The organism is Adlercreutzia sp. ZJ176 (genome assembly GCF_011038975.1).
Lineage (GTDB): Bacteria > Actinomycetota > Coriobacteriia > Coriobacteriales > Eggerthellaceae > CAAEEV01.
This window is the reverse complement of record NZ_JAAKEC010000003.1, coordinates 140,391-166,672: the sequence shown is the minus strand read 5'-3', so window position 1 is coordinate 166,672 and position 26,282 is coordinate 140,391. Positions and strand designations below refer to the sequence as shown.

The 26,282-nt window shown below is 69.5% G+C and carries 23 protein-coding genes and 1 riboswitch; all 23 genes read left to right on the top strand.

The window, feature by feature from the left end; translation table 11 throughout:
* Window positions 1-49: 49 nt before the first annotated feature.
* The 23 genes from ppdK (at window position 50) to G7Y50_RS02450 (ending at window position 26,280) form a co-directional block, all read left to right on the top strand.
* Complete coding sequence (gene ppdK / locus G7Y50_RS02560) at window positions 50-2,767, top strand: pyruvate, phosphate dikinase (RefSeq protein WP_165048108.1); 2,718 nt, start codon at window positions 50-52, stop codon at window positions 2,765-2,767.
* Window positions 2,768-2,958: 191 nt separating this feature from the next.
* Window positions 2,959-4,095: an S-methyl-5-thioribose-1-phosphate isomerase gene (mtnA, locus tag G7Y50_RS02555; RefSeq protein WP_241159489.1), complete on the top strand. Its 1,137-nt coding sequence runs from the start codon at window positions 2,959-2,961 to the stop codon at window positions 4,093-4,095.
* Window positions 4,096-4,098: 3 nt separating this feature from the next.
* On the top strand, window positions 4,099-5,142 hold the full coding sequence (locus G7Y50_RS02550) for a deoxyguanosinetriphosphate triphosphohydrolase (RefSeq protein WP_165048113.1): 1,044 nt from the start codon (window positions 4,099-4,101) through the stop codon (window positions 5,140-5,142).
* Between the two features lie 138 nt (window positions 5,143-5,280).
* Window positions 5,281-6,021 (top strand): AzlC family ABC transporter permease, encoded by a 741-nt coding sequence (locus G7Y50_RS02545; RefSeq protein WP_165048116.1) that lies wholly within the window; start codon window positions 5,281-5,283, stop codon window positions 6,019-6,021.
* 17 nt (window positions 6,022-6,038) lie between these two features.
* Window positions 6,039-6,341, top strand: a complete 303-nt coding sequence (locus tag G7Y50_RS02540; protein ID WP_165049193.1) for an AzlD domain-containing protein — start codon at window positions 6,039-6,041, stop codon at window positions 6,339-6,341.
* A 264-nt stretch (window positions 6,342-6,605) separates the two neighbouring features.
* Window positions 6,606-8,270 (top strand): ABC transporter substrate-binding protein, encoded by a 1,665-nt coding sequence (locus tag G7Y50_RS02535; RefSeq protein ID WP_165048119.1) that lies wholly within the window; start codon window positions 6,606-6,608, stop codon window positions 8,268-8,270.
* A 23-nt stretch (window positions 8,271-8,293) separates the two neighbouring features.
* Entirely contained in the window at window positions 8,294-9,277 is a 984-nt protein-coding gene (locus tag G7Y50_RS02530; RefSeq protein ID WP_165048125.1) for an ABC transporter permease, read from the top strand.
* The gene (locus G7Y50_RS02525) at window positions 9,274-10,131 is read left to right on the top strand and encodes an ABC transporter permease (protein ID WP_206214738.1); all 858 of its coding nucleotides are present in this window, start codon (window positions 9,274-9,276) and stop codon (window positions 10,129-10,131) included. The genes G7Y50_RS02530 and G7Y50_RS02525 overlap by 4 nt, the downstream gene beginning before the upstream one ends.
* Before the next feature lie 13 nt (window positions 10,132-10,144).
* A complete protein-coding gene (locus G7Y50_RS02520) occupies window positions 10,145-11,257 on the top strand; it encodes an ATP-binding cassette domain-containing protein (RefSeq protein WP_165049207.1) in 1,113 nt (370 codons plus the stop codon).
* A gap of 20 nt (window positions 11,258-11,277) precedes the next feature.
* Entirely contained in the window at window positions 11,278-11,886 is a 609-nt protein-coding gene (locus G7Y50_RS02515) for an ATP-binding cassette domain-containing protein (RefSeq protein WP_165049228.1), read from the top strand.
* A gap of 227 nt (window positions 11,887-12,113) precedes the next feature.
* Window positions 12,114-12,461 carry a 50S ribosomal protein L19 gene (rplS, locus tag G7Y50_RS02510; RefSeq protein ID WP_165048132.1) on the top strand — a complete coding sequence of 116 codons (348 nt, stop codon included), beginning with the start codon at window positions 12,114-12,116 and terminating at the stop codon, window positions 12,459-12,461.
* 165 nt (window positions 12,462-12,626) lie between these two features.
* A complete protein-coding gene (locus G7Y50_RS02505) occupies window positions 12,627-13,415 on the top strand; it encodes a ribonuclease HII (RefSeq protein ID WP_165049239.1) in 789 nt (262 codons plus the stop codon).
* 383 nt (window positions 13,416-13,798) lie between these two features.
* Window positions 13,799-14,260 carry a YraN family protein gene (locus G7Y50_RS02500; protein WP_241156409.1) on the top strand — a complete coding sequence of 154 codons (462 nt, stop codon included), beginning with the start codon at window positions 13,799-13,801 and terminating at the stop codon, window positions 14,258-14,260.
* Window positions 14,261-14,278: 18 nt separating this feature from the next.
* Window positions 14,279-15,790: a YifB family Mg chelatase-like AAA ATPase gene (locus G7Y50_RS02495; RefSeq protein ID WP_165048150.1), complete on the top strand. Its 1,512-nt coding sequence runs from the start codon at window positions 14,279-14,281 to the stop codon at window positions 15,788-15,790.
* Window position 15,791: 1 nt separating this feature from the next.
* Complete coding sequence (locus G7Y50_RS02490) at window positions 15,792-16,757, top strand: DNA-processing protein DprA (protein WP_165048159.1); 966 nt, start codon at window positions 15,792-15,794, stop codon at window positions 16,755-16,757.
* A 61-nt stretch (window positions 16,758-16,818) separates the two neighbouring features.
* A complete protein-coding gene (locus tag G7Y50_RS02485) occupies window positions 16,819-17,355 on the top strand; it encodes a hypothetical protein (protein WP_165048166.1) in 537 nt (178 codons plus the stop codon).
* Entirely contained in the window at window positions 17,352-17,507 is a 156-nt protein-coding gene (locus tag G7Y50_RS02480) for a hypothetical protein (protein WP_165048172.1), read from the top strand. Before G7Y50_RS02485 ends, G7Y50_RS02480 begins: the two co-directional genes overlap by 4 nt.
* A 36-nt stretch (window positions 17,508-17,543) precedes the next feature.
* Entirely contained in the window at window positions 17,544-18,986 is a 1,443-nt protein-coding gene (trmFO, locus tag G7Y50_RS02475) for a methylenetetrahydrofolate--tRNA-(uracil(54)-C(5))-methyltransferase (FADH(2)-oxidizing) TrmFO (RefSeq protein WP_165048198.1), read from the top strand.
* Window positions 18,983-20,026 carry a tyrosine recombinase gene (locus tag G7Y50_RS02470; protein ID WP_165048219.1) on the top strand — a complete coding sequence of 348 codons (1,044 nt, stop codon included), beginning with the start codon at window positions 18,983-18,985 and terminating at the stop codon, window positions 20,024-20,026. Before trmFO ends, G7Y50_RS02470 begins: the two co-directional genes overlap by 4 nt.
* Window positions 20,027-20,654: 628 nt before the next feature.
* Window positions 20,655-23,585, top strand: coding sequence for an excinuclease ABC subunit UvrA (gene uvrA / locus G7Y50_RS02465; protein ID WP_165048251.1), 2,931 nt, complete (start codon window positions 20,655-20,657; stop codon window positions 23,583-23,585).
* Between the two features lie 198 nt (window positions 23,586-23,783).
* Window positions 23,784-23,892, top strand: a riboswitch (TPP riboswitch).
* Between the two features lie 68 nt (window positions 23,893-23,960).
* Window positions 23,961-24,263 carry a thiamine-binding protein gene (locus G7Y50_RS02460; RefSeq protein WP_165048264.1) on the top strand — a complete coding sequence of 101 codons (303 nt, stop codon included), beginning with the start codon at window positions 23,961-23,963 and terminating at the stop codon, window positions 24,261-24,263.
* A 182-nt stretch (window positions 24,264-24,445) separates the two neighbouring features.
* The gene (locus tag G7Y50_RS02455) at window positions 24,446-25,216 is read left to right on the top strand and encodes an ABC transporter permease (RefSeq protein WP_206214737.1); all 771 of its coding nucleotides are present in this window, start codon (window positions 24,446-24,448) and stop codon (window positions 25,214-25,216) included.
* Window positions 25,216-26,280: an ABC transporter substrate-binding protein gene (locus G7Y50_RS02450; protein WP_165048274.1), complete on the top strand. Its 1,065-nt coding sequence runs from the start codon at window positions 25,216-25,218 to the stop codon at window positions 26,278-26,280. Before G7Y50_RS02455 ends, G7Y50_RS02450 begins: the two co-directional genes overlap by 1 nt.
* The last annotated feature ends 2 nt before the right edge of the window (window positions 26,281-26,282 follow it).

The following is a 26,282-nucleotide window of genomic DNA, read 5'->3' as shown; positions in this document are numbered from 1 at the left end:
AGGTAGGCAACCGCACACTTTTGGTGCAACGCATTATAAGGAGAAAAAGGTGAGCGAAGAAGTGAAGCGCGTCTACGCCTTTGGCAAGGACGCCCAGGGGAACAACGTGACCGAGGGCAACACCGACATGAAGGCGGTGCTCGGCGGCAAGGGCGCGAACCTCGCCGAGATGGCCAACATCGGCCTGCCCGTTCCTCCGGGATTTACCATCACGTGCCAGACCTGCATGGAGTACGCCAATGCAGACAACACCTGGCCCGAGGGGGCGCTTGACACCATCCACGAGTATCGTGAGGACCTCGAGAAGCGTATGGGCAAGAAGATCGGCGACGCGGAGGACCCGCTGCTGGTCTCGGTCCGCTCCGGCGCGCCCATGTCGATGCCGGGCATGATGGACACGGTGCTCAACCTGGGCCTCAACGACCAGTCCATCAACGGCCTCATCAAGCAGACGGAGAACCCGCGCTTCGCCTGGGACTCCTACCGCCGCTTCATCCAGATGTTCTCCAACGTGGTCATGGGCCTCGACGGCGATTTGTTCGAGAACGCCATCACGGCCATGAAGAACGACCGCGGCGTGGCCTCCGACACCGACCTCACCGCCGATGACCTCACCGAGCTCGTCGTGGAGTTCAAGAAGATCTTCACCGAGAACGTGAGCGCCGAGGCGTACCCGTCGCTCGTGGTCGACGGCACCGTGCAGTTCCCGCAGGACCCGATGATCCAGCTGAAGCTCGCCATCGAGGCCGTGTTCGGCTCCTGGAACAACCCGCGCGCGGTCCTCTACCGCAAGAAGAACAAGATCGCCGACGATCTGGGCACCGCCGTGAACGTGCAGTCCATGGTGTTCGGCAACAAGGGCAACACGTCCGCCACGGGCGTGGCCTTCACGCGCAACCCCGCCAACGGCGCCAAGGAGTTCTACGGTGACTACCTGGTGAACGCCCAGGGCGAGGACGTGGTCGCGGGCATCCGCAACACGAGCCCCATCGCCGAGCTCAAGAACGTCGCGGGCCTCGAGGAGGCGGGCCGCCAGCTCGAGGAGATCTTCGTCACGCTCGAGAACCACTTCCGCGACATGTGCGACATCGAGTTCACCATCGAGCAGGGCAAGCTCTGGATGCTGCAGACCCGCGTGGGCAAGCGCACCGCCGCCGCCGCGCTCCACATCGCCATCGAGATGGAGAAGGAGGGCCTCATCACCAAGGAGGAGGCCGTCGGCCGCGTGGAGCCTGACCAGCTCGACCAGCTCCTGCACCCGCAGTTCGACAAGAACGCCGCCTACGACGTGGTGGCCCGCGGCCTGAACGCCTCCCCGGGCGCTGCCGTGGGCGAGGCCGTGTTCTCCGCCGCCGACGCCGTGGCCGCCGCCGAGGCGGGCCGCAAGTGCGTGCTCGTGCGCTGGGAGACCACGCCCGACGACCTCGCCGGCATGATCGCCGCCGAGGGCATCCTCACCTCGCACGGCGGCAAGACCTCGCATGCCGCCGTCATCGCGCGCGGCATGGGCGCCCCGTGCGTGTGCGGCGTCGAGGCCCTGAAGATCGACGCTGAGAAGAAGGAGGCCGCCATCACCGGCACTGACCTGGTGGTCCGCGAGGGCGACATGATCTCCATCGACGGCACCACGGGCATCGTGGTCCTCGGCGCGGTCGACCTCGTGATGCCCGAGCTCACGGGCGACCTCGACACCATCCTCGAGTGGGCCGACGAGTTCCGCACGCTCGGCGTGCGTGCCAACGCCGACAACCCCGAGGACGCCGAGCTCTCCCGCAGCTTCGGCGCGCAGGGCATCGGATTGTGCCGCACCGAGCACATGTTCCTCGGCGACCGCAAGCAGATCATCCAGACGTTCATCCTCAACGAGGACGAGCTCGTGCGCGAGAAGGCCGTGAACGACCTGTTCGAGGCCCAGTCGGGCGACTTCTACGGCATGTTCAAGGCCATGGACGGCCTGCCGGTGATCGTCCGTCTGCTCGACCCGCCGCTGCATGAGTTCCTCGAGAGCCCGCGCGCGCTCGACGTGGAGATCGCCCGCATGGAGGCCACCGGCGCCGACGCGGCCGCCATCGCCGAGAGGCGCGAGCTCATGGAGAAGATCGACTCGTTCGCCGAGCAGAACCCGATGCTGGGCATGCGCGGCTGCCGCCTCGGCATCGTGTACCCCATCCTGCCTGAGATGCAGGTGCGCGCCATCGCCACCGCCGCGGCGCGCCTGAAGAAGGAGGGCCTCGACCCGAAGCCCGAGATCATGATCCCGCTCGTGTCCGTGAAGGCCGAGCTCGCGAAGCTGCGCGGCGTGGCTGAGAAGGTCATCGCCGAGGTGGCCGCCGAGCAGGGCGTCGAGCTGGAGATCCCGATCGGCACCATGATCGAGCTGCCGCGCGCGGCCGTCACCGCTGACGAGATCGCCACCCAGGCCGACTTCTTCTCCTTCGGCACCAACGACCTCACCCAGACGACGTTCGGCTTCAGCCGCGACGACGTCGAGGCTGAGTTCGTGCCGCAGTACCTCAGCCAGCGCCTGCTGCCCTACAACCCGTTCGCCACGGTCGACGCCGGCGTCGCCAAGCTGGTGAAGATGGGCGTCGAGCTCGGGCACGAGGGCAATCCGGACATCATGTGCGGCGTGTGCGGCGAGCACGGCGGCGACCCGGACTCCATCCACACGTTCAACGCGATCGGCCTCGACTACGTGAGCTGCTCGCCCTACCGCGTCCCGGTGGCGCGTCTGGCGGCTGCCCAGGCGGCGATCGCCTCGAAGTAGGCGCGTCCGCGCGGCTTTGACGCCGCGGGGAGGCGGCTTGAATTCTGCTTCATCAGGAAGCGCCCCTGCGGGGGCGCTTCTTTTTGAGGCGGGAGCGGCCTGCGGGGTGCGTTTCTCCTCAGTTGCGCTAAAATGGGGTGTGTTTTACCTTGGCTGACTTTCTCGGGGGAATGGTTGCTATGGAACTTCACTTGGAACGACTGCCGCGCACCGTCGAGCTCGTGCGCACGGGGCAGCGCGCTGCGGGCGTCGAGGGGTTCGTGCCCGCGCTGCGCCTGCTCGACCAGACGCAGCTTCCCTCGCGCGAGGTGTACTGCGAGATCTTCGACTGGCGCGAGGTGATCGAGGCCATCAAGGCGCTGCGCGTGCGCGGGGCGCCTGCCATCGGCATCGCGGGAGCGGCGGCCGTGGCGCTGCGCGCGGCAGAGTTCGTGTGGGCGCGCGCCGACGACCACCGCGCCGACGCGGGCGACTTCGAGCGGGTCTTCGTGCTCGACGAGCGCGACTTCGACCCCGACCTCTACTGGGACGCGCTCGAGCTGGCGGCGCGCATGATCGCCGACGCGCGCCCGACGGCGGTGAACCTCTCGTGGGCCGTGCGCCGCGCGTGCGCGGTGGCGCGCACGGCGCTCGACATGGGCTCCGGGCCGCGCGAGGTGGCTGACGCGCTCTTCGACTTCACGCGGGCGCTCGCCGCCGAGGACGAGGCGGCCAACCGCGCCATCGGCGCGCACGGGGCGGGCCTTCTGCCCGAAGGCGCGCGCGTGCTCACGCACTGCAACGCGGGCAGCCTCGCCACCTCCTTCTTCGGCACGGCGCTCGGCGTGGTGTACGCGGCCGCCGAGCAGGGCAAGATCGAGCGCGTGTACGCCGACGAGACGCGCCCGGTGGGGCAGGGCGCGCGCCTGACGGCGTGGGAGCTCGCGCGTGCGGGCGTGCCCGTGACGCTCATCTGCGACGACATGGCGGCGTCGGCGATGGCTGCCGGGCTCGTCGACGCGGTGGTGGTCGGCGCCGACCGCATCACGGCGCGCGGCGACGTGGCCAACAAGATCGGCACGTACGGCGTAGCGGTGCTCGCGGCGCACCACGGCATCCCCTTCTACGTGGCGGCCCCGTCATCGACCATCGACTTCAGCCTCGAGCGGGGCGCGGACATCCCCATCGAGCAGCGCGCGGCCTCGGAGGTGTGCCCTGAGGCCATCCCCGGCGTCGACGTGCTCAACCCCGCCTTCGACGTGACGCCGGCTGACCTCGTCTGCAAGATCATCACCGAGCACGGCGCGTTCCCGCCGCGCAAGCTGGCGGAGGCTTACAGGAAGGAGTGAGAGATGCGCATCGTCTACCGCGAGGATCGCGAGCAGCTCGAGCACGTGAACCTGTCGGAGGACGCGTGCTTCTCCGACGAGAGCGAGGGGCGCGAGCGCTCGACGGAGCCTGACATGCTGCGCGGCGACTTCCAGCGCGACCGCGACAAGATCCTGCACACGAAGTCGTTCAGGCGGCTGTCGCACAAGACGCAGGTGTTCCTGGCCGCCGAGGGCGACCACTTCCGCACGCGCCTCACGCACACGCTCGAGGTGGCGCAGATCGCGCGCACCATCGCGCGGGCGCTCGGTCTGAACGAGGATTTGACCGAGGCCATCTCGCTCGGGCACGACCTGGGGCACACGCCCTTCGGGCACACGGGCGAAGACGCCCTCGCGGGCTGTTTGGCGCGCCTGCGGGGCATCGACCCCGCCTCGCCCGAGGCTGCGGCGCTCTACCGGCACAACGAGCAGTCGCTGCGCGTGGTGGAGGTGATCGAGAACGACGGGCGCGGGCTGAACCTCACGCCCGAGGTGCGCGACGGCATCGTGCACCACACCGGGTGCGAGCGCGCCGAGACGCTCGAGGGGCGCATCGTGGCCGTGGCGGACCGCATCGCGTACGTGAACCACGACATCGACGACGCCATCCGTGCGGGCGTCCTGCGCGAGCGCGACCTGCCCGCCTCCACGCACGCGCTGCTCGGCCCCGACCACTCCTCGCGCATCCAGACGCTCGTGACCGACATGGTGGTCACCTCGGCGCGCGAGGACGACATCCGCATGAGCACGCCGGTGTGGGACGCCATGATGGAGCTGCGCGCCTTCCTGTTCGACAACGTGTACCAGGCCAGCGTGGTGCTCGAGGAGGTGGAGAAGGCGCAGCGCCTGATCGAGGCGCTGTTCTCCTACTACGTGGAGCACGTGGGCGAGGTGCCCGCCGAGTACCGGGCGATCTCGGCGGGGGATGACCTGCGCGCCGTGACCGACTACGTGGCCGGTATGACCGACCGCTACGCCAAGAGCCAGTTCCGCCTGCTGTTCGAGCCGAGCTCGATCCACTACTAGCGGCCGCGGCGAGAGGCGGCGGGCTGTGGCAGGGCGGCAGCGGGCCGCGGCGAGTCACGGCGGGCCGCGCCAGGGCCTCGCCGCCTTTCGCGGAATAATTTGGAAACGGCGGGCCGCACGGCTATAATGGCTAGGCTTATGTTTACCCGTGACCACATCAAAGACGCGTTCCACGCGGCGGTGCCCATCATGCTGGGCTACGTCGCCATCGGCATCCCCTGCGGCATCCTGTGCGACTCCATCGGCCTCGACGCCCTGCAGGTGCTTCTGCTCTCGGCGCTGTTCTACTCGGGTGCGGGGCAGTTCATGATCCCGAACATGTACCTGGCGGCCTCGCCTCTGGCCTCCATCATCGCGAGCGTGTCGCTCGTGAACACGCGGCAGATGCTCTACGCGGCGTCGTTCGCGCCGGAGTGCCAGAACGTGAGCCGCCGCCTCGCGTTTTTCTTCGCGGCCACCGTGACCGACGAGAGCTACGGCGTCTCTACGGCCAAGTTCGCGGAGGGCGGCTGGTCGGTTGACCGCGCGCTTATGGTGAACCTGTTCTCGCAGACCTCCTGGACCGTCTCGAACGTGGTGGGCGTGCTGGTGGGGAGCGCCATCGGCATCCCGCTTGACATCGCGGCGTTCGCCATGACGTCCATCTTCATCTGCCTGCTCGTCACGCAGAAGATGACCTCGGCGAACATCGTGGCCATCGTGCTGGCGATGCTCGGCGTGTACGCGTGCAAGGCCGCGGGCCTCACCGGCCCGGCCATCCTGGTGGGCGCGCTTCTCGGCGTGGCGGGCGCCATGGCGTACGCGGGCGCGCGCGACCGGCGCATCGTGGCCGCCGCCCGCGCCGCATCCGGCGAGCAGGGGCGAGAGGAGCGCTCGTGAGCTGGGAAGAGTTTTGGATGGTGCTCGTCATCTGTGGCGCGTGCATGCTCGCGTGCCGCACGCTGCCCCTGCTCTTCCTCAAGGGCCGCGAGCTGCCGCCTGCCCTGAGCCGCGCGCTCGGGTTCATCCCGCCTGCCGCCTTTGCCGCCCTGGTGGCGAACGACCTGCTCTCGCCCGGCATGTTCGCCGCGGGGATCTGGCCCGCGGCGGTGCCCCTGGTCGCGGCGCTCGTGGTGGTCCTCGTCGCCGCCAAGACGCGCTCGCTTCTGTGGAGCGCGGTCGCCGGCGTGGCGGCCTACGCGCTCCTGCTCGCGATCTGACGCGTCGGCGCTTTCAGCTGCGGCGGCTTGCCGCCTGCCTTTCGCGCCGCCTGTCGTTCGCGCGTCTCGACCGCGGCTTTCCGCCCGCGCGATCCTCCGCCTGCCGCTTCCCCTTGCCGCTCGCGCCCGTCGCAGGTTACCGATCAAAAATTCGTAACACCACCGTCGGCGTTCCCTGCTATACTGTGTTACGCATATGGAATTGGTAACACCCTGCGCCGGCCCGCGTGGCCGGTACGCAGGGTGCGAGGGAAGGAGCGGGACATGTCCGAGATAACGCGTCGATCGTTCGTGAAGGTCGCCGGCATGAGCGCCTTGGCGGCGGCCCTCGGGGGCACGCTTTCGGGCTGCGCGGGCGCGGGATCCTCCGGCCAGAGCGCCTCCTCGGCGGGCGCCGCGGGTGACGCGGGCACGAAGGACCAGGTGGTGGTCTCCATGACCCCGGGCTCCGAGCCGGCTGCCGGCTTCGACCCTCTGTACTCCTGGGGCTGCGGCGAGCACGTGCACGAGCCGCTCATCCAGTCCACGCTCATCACCACGGATGTCAACCTCGAGTTCAAAAACGACCTCGCCACCTCCTACGAGTGCGCGCCCGACGGCATGACCTGGACGTTCACCATTCGCGACGATGTGAGGTTCACCGACGGCCAGCCGCTCACGGCCGAGGACGTGGCGTTCACCGTCAACGGCATCATCAACAACGAGGCGGCCGAGGCCGACCTGTCGTCGGTGCGCGAGGCGCGCGCCCTCGACGCCGTCACGGTCGAGCTGGCCATGGCCAAGCCCAACAACGCGCTCCTGTATACGCTCGCCGTGGTGGGCATCGTGCCCGCGCACGCCTACGGCGCCGACTACGGGTCAAACCCCGTGGGGTCCGGCCGCTACGTGCTCGAGCAGTGGGACCGCGGCCAGCAGGTGATCCTTGCGGCCAACCCCGACTACTACGGCGAAGCGCCCCTGATGAAGCGCGTGGTGGTGCTGTTCATGGAGGAGGACGCGTCTCTGGCCTCGGCGCAGTCGGGCCAGGTTGACGTGGCGTACACCTCGGCGACGCTCGCCGGCGCCGCTCCGGCAGGCTACGAGCTGCTCGACTGCAAGACGGTCGACTCGCGCGGCATCTCGCTGCCGTGCGTGCCCGCGGGCAGCCCCGACAAGGCGGAGGGGGACGGCACGACCTACCAGGTGGGCAACGACGTGACGTGCGACCTCGCGCTGCGCCAGGCGCTCAACTACGGCGTCGACCGCGTGCGCATGATCGAGCACGTGCTCAACGGCTACGGCACCGAGGCGTGGAGCGTCGGCGACGGCATGCCGTGGTCGTCGTCCGACATGCGCGTCGAGGTGGACCCCGACCGCGCGCGGCAGATGCTCGAGGAGGGCGGCTGGACGGCGGGCGCCGACGGCGTCCGCGCGAAGGACGGCGTCCGCGCGGCGTTCGACCTGTACTACTCCGCCGGCGACTCCACGCGCCAGGCGCTTGCCGCCGACTTCGCCGACCAGTGCAAGAAGCTCGGCATCGAGGTGAGCGTCAAGGGCGCGAGCTGGGACGACATCTACCCCCACCAGTACAGCGACCCGGTGCTGTGGGGCTGGGGCTCCAACGCCCCGGTGGAGCTCTACGAGCTCTCGCACTCGAAGGGCTGGGGCAACTACGCGAGCTACGAGAACGCCGAGGTGGACGCCAACCTCGACGCCGCGCTCGCCCAGACGGACATCGAGGACTCCTACGCGTTCTACCAGAAGGCCCAGTGGGACTCCGAGACTCACACGGGTGTGGCGCCTCAGGCGGCCTCCACGTGGGTGTGGCTCGCCAACGTCGACCACCTGTACTTCCAGCGCACGGGCCTGCACGTGGCCGAGCAGAAGCCGCATCCGCACGGCCACGGGTGGTCGCTCGTCAACAACGTCGACAAGTGGGAATGGCGCTAGCTTTTATGCTACGATAGCGCGCCATGGCGAAGTACATCCTACATAACGCGCTCAGGTTCCTGCTGCTCATGGCGGCGGTGAGCGTGGTCGTGTTCACGCTGGTGAGCCTCTCGCCGGTTGACCCCGTGCAGGCGAACGTGGGGCAGGCGGCGCTCCTCTCCATGAGCCCCGAGAAGCGCGCGCAGCTCGACGCGTACTGGGGCGTGGGCACGCCGCTCCCCGAGCGCTACCTCAGCTGGGCGTCGGCGCTTTTGCAGGGCGACATGGGGACGTCGCTGCGCTACAACGCGCCGGTGGCGCAAGTGATCGCCGCGCGCGCCGCGAACTCGCTGGCGCTCATGGCGATCGCCTGGGTGGCGAGCGGGGTGATCGGCTTTGCGCTCGGCGTCCTCGCGGGCGTGCGCCGCGGCAGCCTCGCGGACAAGCTGGTGAAGGGCTACTGCTTCGTGCTGGCGGCGAGCCCGACGTTCTGGATCGGGCTGCTGTTCCTCATGGTGTTCGCCGTGGGGCTGGGGTGGTTCCCGCTCGGCTTCTCGGTGCCGGTGGGCAAGGCCGCCGCCGACGTGACGCTGCTCGACGCCCTGCACCACATCGCGCTGCCCGCCATCACGCTGTCGGTGGTGGGGGTGGCGAACGTGGCGCTGCACACGCGCGAGAAGACGATCGACGTCATGGAGAGCGACTACGTGCGCTTCGCGCGGGCGCGCGGCATGAGCACCTGGCAGGTCGCGCGGCGCCACGGGCTGCGCAACCTGGTCCTTCCCGCCATCACGCTGCAGTTCGCGCAGATCTCGGAGATCTTCGGCGGGTCGGTCCTCGTCGAGCAGGTGTTCTCCTACCCGGGGCTCGGGCAGGCGGCCGTGACGGCGGGCCTCGGCGGCGACGTGGCGCTGCTCGCGGGCATTGCGCTCGTGTCGGCGGCGCTCGTGTTCGGCGGCAACTTGGCGGCGAACGTGCTCTACGGCGTGGTCGACCCGCGCATGCGGCGAAGGGGAGGTGCGCGATGAGCGCCGTCACCACCTTCCACCGGCCGCGGGCGCGGCGCATGGCGAACCGCCGCGCGACGCTTCTGGCATGCGCGGCGTCGGCGCTGCTTTTGACGTGCGTGGTGGGCGCGGGCCTGGCCTGCTTCGACGCGGCGACGGCCACCGACTTCACGCAGAAGAACCTCGCGCCCTCGCTCGCGCACCCCTTCGGCACCGACTGGATGGGCCGCGACATGCTCACGCGCACGCTTGCGGGGCTCTCGACCAGCGTGCTCGTGGGGCTGATCGCGGCGGTGGCGTCGTCGCTGATCGCGCTGGCGCTCGGCGCGGCGGCGGCGCTCGGCGGGCGGCGCGCCGACGCGGTGGTGTCGTGGCTCGTGGACCTCATGATGGGCGTCCCGCACATCGTGCTGCTCATCCTCATCTCGTTCGCGCTGGGGAAGGGGTTCTGGGGCGTGACCGTCGGCGTGGCGCTCACGCACTGGCCGAGCCTCACGCGCGTGATCCGCGCCGAGATCCTTCAGTGCAAGCAGGCCGGCTTCGTGGGCGCAGCGCGCCAGCTCGGCGTGGGGCGCGTGCGCATCGCGCTGCGCCACATGCTGCCCTACGTGCTGCCGCAGTTCCTCGTGGGACTTGTGCTGATGTTCCCGCACGCCATCCTCCACGAGGCGGCCGTGACGTTTCTGGGCTTCGGCCTGCCGCCCGAGCAGCCGGCCATCGGCATCATCCTGTCGGAGTCGATGACGTATTTGTCGGCGGGCGCCTGGTGGCTCGCGCTGTTCCCGGGCCTGGCGCTCATCGGCGTGGTGATGCTGTTCGACGTGGCGGGATCGAGCCTGCGCAAGCTCGTCGATCCGCACTCGGCCCAGGAGTAGGCAGGTGGGGAAGATGACCGAGGACGGGAAGAGGGCCCTGCGCGAGGACGCGCAACGTGAGGATGCGCAGCGCGAGCGAATGCGACACGAGGACGCACGCCACGAGCAGACGCGGCACGAGGACGCGCAGGCGCACCACCACCACACGCACGCGCCTGCGTCGCGGCATGCGCACGGGCATCACCTGCTGCAGGTGGAGGACCTCACGGTGTCGTTCCGCATGTACGACGCCGAGGAGCCCTACCTTGCGGCAAGGCAGCGCGAGGTGCGGCCCATCGAGCGCTTGTCGATCTCGGTGCATGCAGGCGAGATCGTGGCTGTGGTCGGTGCGAGCGGCTCGGGGAAGTCGCTTCTGGCTGACGCCGTCATGGGGCTCTTCGAGCCGAACGCCACGGTGACGGGGCGCATCTGGTTCGACGGCGAGCCCATGGACGCCGCGGCCCTTGCGCGTGTGCGCGGGCGGGGGATCGCGCTCGTGCCGCAGAGCGTGGCGAGCCTCGACCCGCTCATGAAGGTGGGCGCGTTCGTGCGCGGCGCGGCGTGCGGGCGCGGGCGGGCACGGCGCGAGGACGCGGCGCAGCGGGCCCGCCGGCAGCGCGAGCTCTTCGCGCGCTACGGGCTGGCTCCCGAGGTCGAGGACCTCTACCCGCACGAGCTCTCGGGCGGCATGGCGCGCCGCGTGCTTCTGTGCTGCGCGCTCATGGACGCGCCGCGCGTGATCGTGGCCGACGAGCCCACGCCCGGGCTCGACCTGGAGCTCGCCGTGCGCGCCATGGACGACTTCCGCGCGTTCGCCGACGCGGGCGGCGGCGTGATGCTCATCACGCACGACATCGAGCTCGCGCTGCGCGTGGCCGACCGCGTGGCGGTGTTCAAGGACGGCACCGTGGTCGAGGAGACGGCGGTGGCGAACTTCGCCGCGCCCGAGCTGCTCGAGCACCCCTTCTCGCGCGCGCTCTGGCACGCGCTGCCTGAGCACGGCTTCGCCGCGTTCGCCGGCGCGGGCGCGGGGACCGCGACGAGCAGGAAGAGCGCGGATGCGCCTGGTGAGGGGCCTGCGGAAGCAGGCGCGCGGCGCGCGGCTGGGGCCGCAGCTGCGCCGAGCGAGGGAGGCGAGGCGCTGTGACGCTTGCGGCGCGTGACATCATGTTCGGGTACGCGGGGCGCCCCGCGCTCTACGCGGGCTTCTCGCTCGAGGTGGCGCCGGGGGAGCGCGTGGCCCTGAGCGCGCCCTCGGGGTTCGGCAAGACGACGCTCTGCCGCATCTTGGCGGGATATGAGCGCCCGCAGGGCGGCGTGGTGACGGTTGACGGCGAGCCCCTGCCGCGCCGCGGCGCCTGCCTCGTGCAGCTGATCGGCCAGCACCCGGAGAGCGTGCTCGACCCGCGCATGCGCATGGAGGCGTCGCTCGCCGAGGCGGGCGCGGTGCCGGCCGAGTTGCTCGACGCGCTCGGCATCCGGGACGCGTGGCTGCGCCGCTTCCCGCACGAGCTCTCGGGCGGCGAGCTCCAGCGCTTCTGCATCGCGCGCGCCCTCGCCGCGGGCCCGCGCTACCTCGTCGCCGACGAGATCTCCACCATGCTCGACGCGGTCACCCAGGCGCAGCTGTGGCGCTTCATCGTCGCGGCAGCGGACGAGCGCGGCATGGGGATCGTGCTCGTCTCGCACTCGCCGGCGCTCACCGCGCGCATCGCCACGCGCACGGTCGACCTGGCAGCCGCGCGCGCCGAGCACGCGGCGGCGGGGAAGCGGTAGGGGAGGCGCGAGGGAGGCACGGGGGAGGCGCCCGCGGGGTTCGAGCGCCTCGTCGCTTTCGCCTGTGCGCCCGAAAAGGCCAGTCAGGAACGCGCCTTTCGGAAAAATTCGCCGTTGATCGTGCCGTTTTGCTTGCAAACTGCGGCATGAGGTGATATGCTTTCAAATCGTGTCTTTACCTAAACGATACTTAAGTGTAACCGTGGGAATATAGAAGGAAATCGACAATGGACATCATTCGCGCTATCGAGCAACAGCAGATCAAGCAGGACATCCCTGATTTCAACGTGGGCGACAACGTGAAGGTCCACTATCGCATCACCGAGGGCAACCGCGAGCGTATCCAGGTGTTCCAGGGCGACGTCATCCGCCGCCAGGGCGCTTCCTCGCGCGAGACGTTCACCGTGCGCAAGATCAGCTTCTCTGTGGGCGTCGAGCGTACCTTCCCGGTGCATTCCCCCAAGATCGAGAAGATCGAGATCACCCGCCGCGGCGACGTGCGTCGCGCCAAGCTCTACTACCTGCGCAACAAGGTGGGCAAGGCTGCCAAGATCAAGGAGAAGTCCTTCCGCTAAGGCTCACGCCGCATAACCTGTCTGAGAGCTCTCCTTTGGGGGAGCTCTTTGTTTGAGGTGCGATGAAGCGCAGGGCGGTGGCATGCGGCGCTTGTTTCCGCCCCGCCTTCCGCGACGCGCGCGGCGGGGCGCAAGGCGAGACGTGACGAAGGAGGTCAAGACGTGCTGGACCTGACGGTTCCCGAGATCAAGCGCAAGCTGCAGGAGGCCGACGAGGCGGCCTTCGCGGTGCTCGAGCGCTCGCTGGTAGCTGACACGCGCAAGGGCGTGCGCCGCGCGGTCGAGGTGGCGCGCCGCCGCCTCGAGGCCGAGGCCGCCGAGCGCGAGCGCGTGGCGGGCATGTACGCCTTCGAGCGCGCGCTTGCCGCCGAGCGCGGCGGGCGCGTGTGCGTGGGGCTCGACGAGGTGGGCCGCGGGCCTCTGGCGGGTCCGCTCGCGGTGGGCGCGGTGGTGCTGCGCGAGGGCGACGTGATCGAGGGGCTCAACGACTCCAAGCAGGTGAAGCCCGAGCAGCGTGAGGCGATCGCCGCGCAGGTGAGGCAGCGCGCGCTCGCGTGGACGGTCCAGTACGTGCAGCCGGACGAGATCGACGCGGCGGGCATGACGGCCTCGCTCACGGCGGCGTTCAGGCGCGCGGTGGCCGCCGTCGAGGCGGCGGGTGTTGCCCCCGATGTCATCCTGCTCGACGGAAACCCGCTGCACTTGGACGCGCGCGAGGTCAACGTGGTCAAGGGCGACGCCCGGTGCGCCTCGATCGCCGCCGCCTCCATCGTGGCGAAGGTGGAGCGCGACGCCCTCATGACGCAGCTCGACGCGCAGTACCCGGGCTACGGCCTCGCCTCCAACAAGGGCTACGGGAGCGAGGAGCACATCCGCGCCATCAAGGAGCGGGGGCTGAGCCCCGCGCATCGTGCGTCGTTCTGCACGGCCTTCACGCAGCCGACGCTGTTCTAGGAGAGCGGCCCTCTTCTCCTTCCGAAGCTCTTTTCGAGGCGAGCCTGGGGCGCAGCAAAGGGCGAGCCCCAGGCGCAGCTTGCCGCCTCGCTTCCCCTTTTTCCTTCCTTCCTTCCTTCCTTCCTTCCTCCTTTCCGCCTCGTCGCCTTCGGAGCTTCCGCCAGGCTGCGCGGATGATTCCGCCCGAAACGCATGCTGCCTCCGCTTGATACGCGCCAGATGCGCGCGGCTTGCCGGCGTCGCGGCGGCGCGCTGCTGCCGGTCTTGCGCGACTTGGCTGCCGCATGGCGGGCGAAGTTCGCGCGCCTTTTTGCCCGACCTGCGCCATATGCGCGTCAGACGACGCCTCTATGCTTGCCTTGCGAGAGACAAGGAGGCAGGCTATGGCACGGTCAAGTCAGGCGGAGTACGTCGAGCTCGGTCCCGAGGAGCGAGGGTGCGCTGACGTCGCCGCCAAGAAGAGGGGGAGGAGCCGCGGCCAGCGCAACCGCGAGCTCGGCCAGCGCGGGGAGGACGCCGCGGCGCGCTTTCTGTACCGCCGCGGCTACGACATCGTGGCGCGCAACTGGGCGTGCAGCTTCGGCGAAGCTGACATCATCGCGCGCGACAGCAACGCGCTCGTGTTCGTGGAGGTGAAGACGCGCTCGAACTGCAGCAAAGGGTTCCCCGCCGAGGCGGTGAGCGCGAGCAAGCGCGACAAGTACGAGAAGATCGCGCTCGCCTTCCTGTCGCGCTACGAGACCGACGTCGACCTGCCCGTGCGGTTCGACGTGGTGTCCATCGTGGCGGTCTCGCCCGATCGGGCGCTCGTGCGTCACATCATCAGCGCGTTCGGGACGGCGTGAGAGGTGGGCGCGCAGTGCATGGTCGTGGGTGCAACGCTGCGGGGTGTGGAGGCGCGGCCCGTGGCCGTGGAGGTTGTGGTGTCGAGCGGGCTTCCCGGCATGGCCATCGTGGGCATGCCCGACGTGGCCGTGCAGGAGGCGCGCGAGCGCGTGCGCGCCGCCATACGGGCGTCGGGGTTTGCGATGCCGAACGAGAAGATCGTCGTGAACCTGGCGCCGGGGGACGTGCGCAAGACGGGATCGGGGTTCGACCTGCCTATAGCGCTGGGCATCTTGGCTGCGACGGGCCAGGTGGACTTGGGGCTGCTCGCGGGCCGGCTCTTCGTGGGGGAGCTCTCGCTCGAGGGGAGCGTGCGGTCGGTGGCGGGTGCGCTCGCCTTCGGGATCTGCGCCGCGCGCCAGGGGCTTGCGCTGGTGAGCTCGGGGGAGCAGGCGGTGCCGCTCGACAGCCTCGTGCAGCTGGCGCTGCCCTCGCTGGGCCGCTTGCACGCGGAGGAGCCGTTTGCGCCCGTGGCGTGCTCGAGCGCCGCGCAGCTGCGCCCGACCGACGCTTCCGCCCCCGATTTCAGGGATGTGTCGGGCCATGAGGCGGCGAAGCGCGCGCTGCAGGTAGCGGCAGCCGGCCGGCACGGGCTGCTCATGATGGGGCCTCCGGGATCGGGCAAGACCATGCTCGCCTCGCGCATCGCCTCCATCCTGCCGCCGCTCGGGCAAGACGAGATGCTCGAGGCGGCGGTGGTGCACTCGGTGGCCGGGGAGGACGTCTCCGGCATCTTGGCGGGCAAGCGGCCGTTTCGTCACCCGCATCACTCAGCGACCCCGGCGGGGCTCGTCGGAGGCGGAAACCCGCTGCGCCCAGGTGAGATATCCCTTGCCCACCAGGGCGTCCTCTTTCTCGACGAGCTCGCGGAGTTCAAGGGCGCGGCCCTCCAGGCGCTGCGCCAGCCGATGGAGTCAGGGGTGGTGTGCCTCACGCGCGCTGACGGGAACGTGTCGTTTCCCGCGCGCTTCATGCTGGTGGCGGCGTCGAACCCCTGCCCCTGCGGGTATTTCGGCGACCCGGAGCGCGCCTGCACGTGCACGCTGCCGCAGATCAGGCAGTACCAGGGGCGCATCGGCGGGCCGCTCATGGACCGCATCGACCTGCAGCTCGACGTGGCGCGCCTCGATCCGAGCGGCGTGCTCGATTCAGGGCGCGGGACGAGTTCGGCGCAGCTGCGCGAAGGCGTCATGCGCGGCCGGGAGTTCGCGGCCTGGCGGCATGCGCGCGACGCGGCCGAGGCTGGCGGCGCGGCGGCGGGCGCGCGCCGCGGAGGGCCGCAGGAGGTGATCGCGGCGTGCCGGCTCTCGCCGGAGGCCGAGGCGTTCATCGTGTCCACGGCGCAGGCGTACTCGATGAGCGGCCGCGCGCTCGTGAGCGTGCTCGGCGTGGCGCGCACCATAGCCGACATCGCCGAGCGCGACGCCGTGGGCGCGGACCATCTGGCGGAGGCGCTGGGCTTCCGCCTGCGCGAGGGGATAGGAGGCTGACATGCCCATGGCAAAGCCGGCGCTCTCGGGCGAGCGCCACGAGATCAGGCGCGGCGACGCGGGCTACCCTGCGGCGCTCGAGGTGATCGAGAACCCGCCTGCGTGCCTACGCGTGGTGGGGGACCCCGAGGCGCTCCAGGAGGGGCTGGCCGTGGTGGGCGCGCGCAAGGCGACGCCGTACGGGAAGAGCTGCGCGCGGCGCTTCGCGGGGCTTGCGGCTGCGCGCGGCATCGCGATCATCTCGGGCGGCGCGCGCGGGTGCGACGCGGTGGCGCACGAGGCGGCGCTCGCGGCGGGCGCGCCGACGGTGGTGTTCCTCGGCGGCGGGTGCGACGAGCTCTACCCTGCGGAGAACGCGGGGCTCTTCCAGCGCGTGGTCGATGCGGGCGGAGCGGTGGCCTCGGAGCACGACTGGGGCTTCAAGCCGCTGCCGTTCGCGTTCCGCGAGCGGAACCGCCTGATCGCAGGCTTGGCGAAGGCGACGCTCATCGTGGAGGCGGGGCTGCCCTCGGGCACGTTCTCCACGGCTGACGAGGCGCTGGCCGCCAACCGCGACGTGCTCGTGGTGCCCGGCGCCATCACGTCGGCGAACTCGCGCGGGGCCAACCGCCTGCTGTACCAGGGCGCTACGCCCGTGGTGGACGACGAGACGTTCGCCGACCAGCTCTTCAGCCTGTTCGGCTGCCTCAAGCAGGAGGACGCGCGCGCAGGGGCGCCCGACGTCGGCGGCACGGGCCGCGGGGAGGCGGGCGCGCTCGTGCGCGACGAACGGGCGCGGGTGATCTTGGAGGCGCTGCGCGCCGAGCCTCTGGGGATGGAGGCGCTGCGGAACCTCGCCGCCCAGGCGGGTCCGCAAGACGACGCCCTCACCTGGCTCATGGTGTGGCTCGCCCAAGCCCAGCGCGACGGCCTCGTAGCCCAGTACCCCGATGGCAGGTACGGCCCCTACCTCAAGAACGCCGGGTGATGAAGATATGAGGCACAATGAGTCCCTTGTGCGCTTGGGAAAAGGGGGAAATGCGTTCTCGGTGGCTCCTGTCGTTAACGCAAAGGCGTACCATGATGCATTCATGAGAATTCCCGTTTCGAAGGCCGTTGCGCATTCCGTCTATACGCAGGCGGGTCGGGTCTTGCAGCGCGCCGATGGCACGCAGTTCGAGTATCTCGTTGCGGTTGACGCCCGCACAGGGGCTCTGGTGGCTGACAACCTGAGCCGCGATCCTAAAGGCGAAGGCCGGACAGGCTTCGGCATAAGGGAGGCGAAAGCTGTGCTGGCCTGCGAGAACGGTGTTCTCTTCGTACACAACCACCCTGCGAGCACGCAGCCTTCGTTTGCCGACGTCATGACAGCTGCGGCCTATGAGTGCGTTCACGGTGGGGTTGTCGTAGGGCATGACGGCAGTGTATGGTACTATGCGGCCAAGGGTTTAGACGTTCGTTTTGCGGAAGCCCTGCGGAGGAGCTTTAAGGCGAGCTATGGTGATCGAGCTGACGTGGAGGTTTTGAAGGAGCTTCTCCGAATTGATAAAAAGCACCGCTCATTTGAGATGAGGAGGTTGAGATGACGGACGAAGAGCTTTACTTTGTGCATGATGATCGCGCTGAAATGAAGTACAAGGACGCGCCTTCACTGGAGATTTCGCCTCAGCTTCGTGCGGAGCTTGATGAGGTTATCGCGCGCTTTGTCGTCAAGGATGAGCAAAAGGCCGCAGTATAGCGGTCTGACGGCCGTTCGTTTGGTATCCTTCTCGGCATGAAAAAACTCGTGACAATCGTTGGCGGCGGCCTCGCGGGGAGCGAGGCCGCCCTCACCCTCGCCGACGCGGGCATGCGCGTGCGCCTGGCGGAGATGCGCCCGCGCGTTCCCACGCCGGTGCACCACACGGACGGCCTCGCCGAGCTCGTGTGCTCGAACTCGCTCAAGAGCATGAAGCCCGACAGCGCGGCGGGGCTCATCAAGGCCGAGCTCGAGGCGCTCGGGTCGCAGGTGTTCTCGGCGGCCCGCCGCCATGAGGTGGCGGCGGGCGGCGCGCTCGCGGTGGATCGCACGGAGTTCTCGCGCGACGTGACGGCGCTCGTCGAGGCGCACCCGCTCATCGAGGTAGTGCGCGAGGAAGTCGTCGACGTGGAGGCGGAGGCCGCGCGCGCCGACGCGGTGGTGCTGGCCTCGGGTCCGCTCACCTCCGATGCGCTGGCGGCGTCGATCGCGCGCCTCACGGGCACGGAGTCGCTCGCGTTCTACGACGCGGCGGCGCCGGTGGTCATGGCCGACTCGCTCGACTTCGGCAAGCTCTTCCGCCAGAGCCGCTACGAGGACGCCTCGGGAGGCGCGGGCGACTACCTCAACGCGCCGTTCACGCGTGAGGAGTACGACGCCTTCATCGAGGCGCTGCTCGCCGCCGACCGCGTGATCGCGAAGGACTTCGAGAGCAAGGATTTGTTCCAAGCCTGCCAGCCCATTGAGGAGATCGCGCGCGCGGGACATGACGCCCCGCGCTTCGGCACCTTGAAGCCGGTCGGCCTCACCGACCCGCGCACGGGGCGCCGCCCATGGGCGGCCCTGCAGCTGCGCGCCGAGGATGCCTTCGGCTCGAGCTACAACCTGGTGGGGTTTCAGACCAACCTCACCTTCCCCGAGCAGAAGCGCGTGTTCCGCATGATCCCCGGCCTCGAGGGCGCCGAGTTCGCGCGGTTCGGCGTCATGCACCGCAACACGTTCATCGACGCGCCGCGCCTGCTCGACGCGCACGGGCGCCTGACCACGCCCGCTGCGCGCGCCCTTCCCGCGCCCGTGTACGTGGCGGGGCAGCTCGCGGGCACGGAGGGGTACTGCGAGGCCATCCGCTCGGGGCTGCACGTGGCGCTCGCCGTGGCGGCCGACCTGCGCGGAGCTGCGCTGCCGGCGCTGCCGCGCGAGACGGTGTACGGCGCGCTTTTGGCCTATGCGACCGATGCGGCGACCGCCGACTACCAGCCCATGCACGTGAACTTCGGCATCATGCCGCCTTTGCCCGAGCGCATCCGCAACAAGGCGGCGCGCTACCACGCCTACGCCGTGCGCGCGAACGAGGCGCTCGCGCGCTACCGCAGCGCGCTCGAGGCGGCGGGGCTCCTCCCCGCGTGGGCCTCGCGAAGCGCGGCGGACGCGGACTCGCCCGCTGGATGCGGGCTGGCGGGCGAAGGGGAGGGCGCATGACGTCCGGCCCTGATGGGCCCGCGGCTGAGGCTGCGGCTGTAGAGCAGGCGACCGCCGCTGGCGAGGTCGAATCCGCGCGCGCATCCGAAGCGCTCGCATGCTCGCCCGAGCACGCCTCCGCGCTTCCCGGCGCGGAGCACGTCGAGGGCTTCTGCCGCGCGCTCGTCGTCGAGCGCAATGCGAGCGCGCACACCGTGCGCAACTACCGCGTCGACCTGACCGACTACCTGCGCTGGGCCGCGCGCGCCTCGCTTGACCCGCTGCGCGTCACGCACAAGCAGCTGCGCCTCTACCTGGGCGAGCTCGACCAGGCGCGCTACCGTCGCACCACGGTGAACCGGCGCCTGTCGGCGCTGCGCAGCTTCTTCCGCTGGCTGGTGGGCGAGGGCCGCGTGGACGCCGATCCCGCGAGCGTGTTGCAGGGCCCCAAGACGCCCCGGAGCCTGCCGAAGGTGATCAAGCCGGCTGACATGGCGCGGCTTCTGTCGGTGCATGCCCCGCGCGCCCTCGACGGCACTCCGCGCGATCAGACCTGCGAGGACTTGCGCGACCTGGCCCTGCTCGAGCTCCTCTACGCGTGCGGCGCGCGCGTGTCGGAGGCGTCGGGCCTCAAGGCGGCCGACGTCGACCTCGCGCGCGGCCAGGTGAAGGTGTTCGGCAAGGGCGCGAAGGAGCGCATCATCCCCATCCACGAGCTCGCCGCGCAAGCCATGCGCGCCTACGCCGCAAAGGGCCGACCCCAGCTGCTGAGGGGGAGGGAATCCGAGTTCTTCTTCGTCTCTGCGCGCGGGAACCGGATGTCGACCGATGCCATCCGCAAGATGTTCAAGGCGACGGTGCGCGCGGCAGGGCTCGACGAGAGCCTGTCGCCCCACGCTATGCGGCACACCTTCGCCACCGACCTGCTCTCCGGCGGCGCCGACCTGCGCAGCGTCCAGGAGATGCTCGGGCACGCGAGCCTGTCCACCACGCAGATCTACACGCACGTCTCGCCCGAGCGCCTGCGTGCCGTCCACGCCCAGGCTCACCCCCGCGGGTAGGGGCGCCGAGCGTCATGCCAGGTCGCTCTCAGACCCCCGAAACGGTGATGTGCGCGAGAGCCTGCGCGCGCGATACGGAAGTGGCTTGGGAAGATACCCGTCTCCACGTTCGTCATAGCCTATCGTTTCGACGGCGAGGTGGTAGACGTTCTCGCGCTGGTCTACGGGCCGACCGTCGTCTAGCCCCAGGACATTCCGGGGCGGTTACGGGTTGGCGGTGGGGCGCTGACGGATGCCGGCCGCGTCCCGTGGGCGCGCTCTGCTCCCCGTATGCTGGCGGCATCGGAAACGCCTCGTCGCAAAGGAGGTCGCCATGAGCCGCAAGAAAGCCCGCGCCCTGTTCGCCGCCGCCCTGACCGCCCTGTCGTTCGCCCCGTTCTTCATGTAGGCGCGCCGCTTCCCCCGCAGCGAACGTGCCGACGCTTCCAGCTGCAGAGGCGCAGGGCAAAGGTGCGGGTGCGTCACGTCGAGCGCGGTGCAGCGCGCTGAGCGTGCGCCCGCGTCGCGCCGAGCGAGATGTGCGAAATCGCTGAAGTCGCGGAAAACGCCGCATATTTTACGAACAAAGTTTCGCTTTTTGAGCTACAATGCGTGTTCGAGAAAACGAACGAGCAGGAAAGCGAAGCTCATGGGACAAAGCGAAATCGTCATCAAGGGTGCGCGCGAGCACAATCTGAAGAACGTCGACCTCACCATACCGCGTGACCAGCTCGTGGTCATCACGGGCCTGTCGGGATCGGGGAAGTCGAGCCTGGCCTTCGACACCATGTACGCCGAGGGGCAGCGCCGCTACGTCGAGAGCCTCTCCAGCTACGCGCGCATGTTCCTCGGGCAGATGAACAAGCCCGACCTCGACTCCATTGACGGCTTGTCGCCGGCGGTCTCCATCGACCAGAAGACCACGTCGAGAAACCCGCGCTCCACGGTGGGCACCACCACGGAGATCTACGACTACCTGCGCCTGCTGTACGCGCGCGTGGGCGTGCCGCACTGCCCCGAGTGCGGGCGCGAGATCAAGAAGCAGACCACTGACCAGGTCACTGACGAGATCGTCAAGCTCGGGATGGGCGAGGAGCGCCGCGCCATCCTGATGGCGCCCGTGGTCACGGGCCGCAAGGGCGAGTTCACCAAGCTCTTCGCCGACCTGCAGAAGGAGGGCTTCTCGCGCGTGCGCGTGGACGGGGAGATCATGAGGCTCGGGGACGAGCCGCTCACGCTCAACAAGAAGATCAAGCACTTCATCGACGTGGTGGTCGACCGCGTGACGCTCAAGCCCTCGGCCGTAAGCCGCGTCGCCGAGGCGGTCGAGCTCGCCTGCAAGCTCGCCGAGGGGCGCGTGCTCGTGCAGGTCATGGGGCCTGACGGCAAGCCGCAGGGGCCGGCCGCGGCCACGTCGTCGGGCGCCACGGGCGGCCTGGGCGCGGGCGAGCACCTGTTCTCGCTGGCGCTCGCGTGCCCCGAGCACGGCCACTCCCTCGACGAGCTCCAGCCGCGCGACTTCTCGTTCAACGCGCCGTACGGCGCCTGCCCCGACTGCCTGGGCCTGGGCAGTCGCGACGAGGTGGACCCGTCACTCGTCATCCCCGACCCGTCGCTGTCCCTCGCGGAGGGCGCGGTGGCGCCGTTCAAGAGCGGCAACTACTACCCGCAGGTGCTGCGCGCCGTGGCGATCCACCTGGGCGAGGACCCCTCCGCGCCATGGGAGGACATGAAGCCCCAGAGCCAGAAGGCGCTTCTGCACGGCCTGGGCAAGGAGAAGGTGCGCGTCGACTACGTCACGGTGGACGGCCGCGACACCTACTGGTTCATCGAGTGGGAGGGCGTCTTGGAGGCGGTCAAGCGCCGCTACTCCGAGGCCCAGAGCGACTCCCAGCGCGAGAAGCTCTCCGCGTACTTCGCCACCATCCCCTGCAAGACGTGCAAGGGGCGGCGCCTGCGCCCCGAGATCCTGGCGGTGACGGTCGGCGGGAAGTCCATCCACGACGTCACCGAGCTGTCGGCGAAGGACTCGCTCGAGTTCTTCGAGGGCCTGAGCTTCGCGGGCCAGGACGGCGTCATCGCGGGGCCCATCGTGAAGGAGATCAAGGCGCGCCTGCGCTTCCTGGTCGACGTCGGGCTCGACTACCTCACGCTCGAGCGCGCCACGGCCACGCTCTCCGGCGGCGAGGCGCAGCGCATCCGGCTGGCCACGCAGATCGGCGCGGGCCTCATGGGCGTGCTCTACATCCTCGACGAGCCCTCGATCGGCCTGCACCAGCGCGACAACGAGCGCCTGATCGCGACGCTCGAGCGCCTGCGCGACCTGGGCAACACCGTGATCGTGGTTGAGCACGACGAGGACACCATCCGCGCGGCTGACTTCGTGGTGGACATGGGGCCGGGCGCGGGCGAGCACGGCGGGGCGGTGATCGCCGCGGGCACGCCCGAGGAGATCATGCGCGCGCAGGGCTCGCTCACGGCCGACTACCTCGCGGGGCGCCGCCGCATCGCGGTGCCGCCGACGCGCCGCCATCCCAGGCGCGGGTCGCTCAAGATGACGGGCGCCGCCGAGAACAACCTGCGAAACGTCACCGTCGAGGTGCCGCTCGGCACGCTGACGGTGGTCACGGGCGTGTCGGGCTCGGGCAAGAGCTCGCTCGTGACCGACACGCTGGCGCCGGCGCTCGCCAACCGGCTGAACCACGCGCACCGCCGCACGGGCGCGTACCGCAAGATCACGGGCACGGAGAAGCTCGACAAGGTCATCAACATCGACCAGAGCCCCATCGGGCGCACGCCGCGCTCGAACCCCGCCACCTACATCGGGCTGTGGGATGACATCCGCGCGCTGTTCGCCTCCACGGCGGAGGCGAAGGCGCGCGGCTACGCCCCGGGCCGCTTCTCGTTCAACGTGAGCGGCGGACGCTGCGAGGCGTGCAAGGGCGACGGGCAGATCAAGATAGAGATGCACTTTCTGCCCGACGTGTACGTGCCATGCGAGGTGTGCGGCGGCAACCGCTACAACCGCGAGACGCTCCAGGTCACCTACCGCGGCAAGAGCATCGCGCAGGTCCTTGACATGACGGTCGAGGAGGCGCTCGCCTTCTTCGAGAACATCCCGGGCATCCGCCGCAAGCTGCAGACGCTGTTCGACGTGGGCCTGGGCTACATCCGCCTGGGTCAGCCCGCCACCACGCTCTCGGGCGGCGAGGCGCAGCGCGTCAAGCTCGCGAGCGAGCTGCAGAAGCGCCAGAGCGGCAAGACGTTCTACATCCTCGACGAGCCCACCACCGGGCTGCACTTCGAGGACGTGCGGCAGCTGCTCATCGTGCTGCAGCGCCTCGTTGACGCGGGGAACACCGTGCTCGTGATCGAGCACAACCTCGACGTGATCAAGTGCGCTGACCATCTCATCGACCTCGGGCCCGAGGGCGGCGTGCGCGGCGGCCGCATCGTGGCCACGGGGACGCCCGAGGAGGTGGCCGAGGTCGAGGGCAGCTACACCGGCGCCTTCGTCAAGCGGATGCTCGAGCAGGACCGCCGCTTCGCACAGGCGGAGGAGCGCCAGGACGAGAGGTAATGCCCCATAGGCCTGCGCTGGCGGGGCGAGGACGTGCTTCATCGTTTGCCGGAAGAGGGGAGGCAGCTTGCATCCGCATGTGCGCCGGGCGCCTGCGGCTGGTCGCTGGTCGCGCTGGTCGCGCGTGCCGCCCGCCCGGGCCTCTTTCGTCCGCATGCCGAAGGCCGCTTGACAAGCCGGGGCGCATCGCCCACAATGGCCCTTGCTACGGGGAGCCCGAATTGAAGGGCTGAGAGGCAGGTGCTCCTGCGACCCGCGAACCTGATCTGGGTAATGCCAGCGTAGGGACTTAGCGTGACACCGGTTGAGCGCATGAGGCCCCGCTTGCATTTCGCAGGCGGGGCCTTTGTTTTTCTCGACCGTGAGGAGTTTTCCATGCAAGCAAGCGTCGCCATCCAGGTGCTGCCCGCCACGCTCGACGATGACGAGGTGGTGCGCATCGTCGACGAGGTGATCGACTACATCAAGTCCACCGGCCTGTCCTACTACGTGGGGCCGTTCGAGACCACCATCGAGGGGGACGACTACGACCAGCTGATGGACGTCTTGAAGGAGTGCCAGCACGTGGCCATCGCCGCTGGCGCCCCCAAGGTGACCGCCTACATCAAGGTGGAGTGGAAGCCGGAGGGCGAGGTGCTCTCGATCGACCGCAAGGTCACGAAGCACCATATCGGCTAGCGTTGTCGGCGTTGATGCCGCCTCGGGGCTGTCCGGGCGCCAGGACGCGGCGGCTCCGCTCCGACGCGTCGTCGCCCTGAGCTAACTCCGCCTTCGGCGGAGTGGATCTCAGGCCTCCTTTGGCTTGCCTCCGCTCCGCCGCCGTGCCCTGGCGCCCTCCTTCGACCACATGAGGACTGAACGTGAAGCGACTTGCGAAAAAATACCTTCCGGCGACGATCGCGCTCGTGGCGCTGCTGGCGCTGTGGCAGGTGCTGGCCACGAGCGGGGCGGTGCCGCGCTACATGCTCCCCTCGCCGGGAGACGTGCTGGCGGTGTTCCCCGAGGACGGCGCGTTGCTCGCGCACCACACGCTCGTGACGCTCCAGGAGGCGGCGCTCGGCCTGGCGGCGGGCGTGGCGGCGGGCTTCGCGTTCGCAGTGCTCATGGACGCGTTCGTAACGTTGCGCCGCGCCGTCTACCCGCTGCTGGTCCTCAGCCAGACGGTCCCCGTGGTCGCCATCGCGCCGCTTCTGGTGCTGTGGCTGGGCTACGGCATCGCGCCGAAGGTGGTGCTCGTGGCGCTTGTGACGTTCTTCCCCGTGGCGGTCGGCTTGCTGCAGGGGTTCCAGTCGGTCGACCCGGACGAGGTGAGCCTGATGCGCTCCATGGGAGCCAGCCGCTGGCAGGTGTTCCGCTTCGTCAAGATTCCCGGCGCGCTGCCGGAGTTCTTCTCGGGCCTGCGCATCGCCGCCGCGTACGCGGTGGTGGGGGCGGTCGTCAGCGAATGGCTGGGCGGGTTCAGCGGGCTGGGCGTCTACATGACCCGTGTTCAGAAGGCGTTCGCCTTCGACAAGATGTTTGCCGTGATATTCGTGGTGTCGGCGATCTCGCTCGTGCTCATGATGCTGGTGGGCCTCGTCGAGCGGCGCGCGATGCCGTGGCGTCACGTACATTCCGAAAAGGAGAAATGATGAAACGTTCAAGGCACTTGAAGAGGGCGGCCCTCATCGCCGCCGCGGCGTGCGGGACCGTGCTGGCCCTGGCGCTCGCCGGCTGCGGCGGGCAGGCGCCCCAGGGCTCGGGCTCGTCGGCCGCGTCCGGCGAGAGCGCAGGCGGGACCTCCCAGCCGACGGAGAAGATCACGTTCGCGCTGGACTGGACGCCCAACACCAACCACACGGGCCTCTACGTGGCCGCCGCGAAGGGCTACTTCGCCGAGCAGGGGCTGGACGTCGAGGTGGTCCAGCCTCCCGACGGCGCGGCCGAGCCGCTGGTGGCTTCGGGGAAGGCCCAGTTCGGGGTGAGCTTCCAGGACACCCTGGCGCCGGCGCTCGTCGGCGATGACGCCATGCCCATCACGGCGGTGGCGGCGATCATCCAGCACAACACGTCCGGCATCATCTCCCGGGCGGGCGAGGGGATGGACCGTCCGCGCGGCCTCGAGGGGCATAAGTACGCCACGTGGGAGATGCCGGTGGAGCAGGCGACGATCGCTCAGGTGATGAAGGATGACGGCGGCGACTTCGCCAAGGTGGAGCTGTACCCGGAGTCAGTGACCGACGAGGTCTCGGCGCTCCAGTCGAAGCAGGTTGACGCCATCTGGGTGTTCCGCGGATGGGGCGGCGTGGCCTGCGACGTGGCCGGCTTGGACACCGACTACTTCAGCTTCGCCGACATCGACCCGGTGTTCGACTACTACACGCCGGTGGTCATCGGCAATGACGAGTACCTGGAGCAGCACCCGGACGTGGCCAAGAAGTTCCTGGCGGCTTTGAAGAAGGGGTACGAGTTCGCCATCGACGACCCGGATGCGGCGGCGGACATCCTGATGGAGCAGGTGCCGGAGCTGGCGGGCTCCGAGGACCTCATCCGCGCGTCCCAGCGCTACCTGGCTGACCAGTACCGCGCGGACGCGGCGGCGTGGGGCGTCATCGACTCCGGCCGCTGGAGCGCCTTCTACCAGTGGCTGCTGGACAACCAGTTGATCGACGCCGCGCTCGACCCGACGTCCGGCTTCACCAACGAGTACCTGTAGCC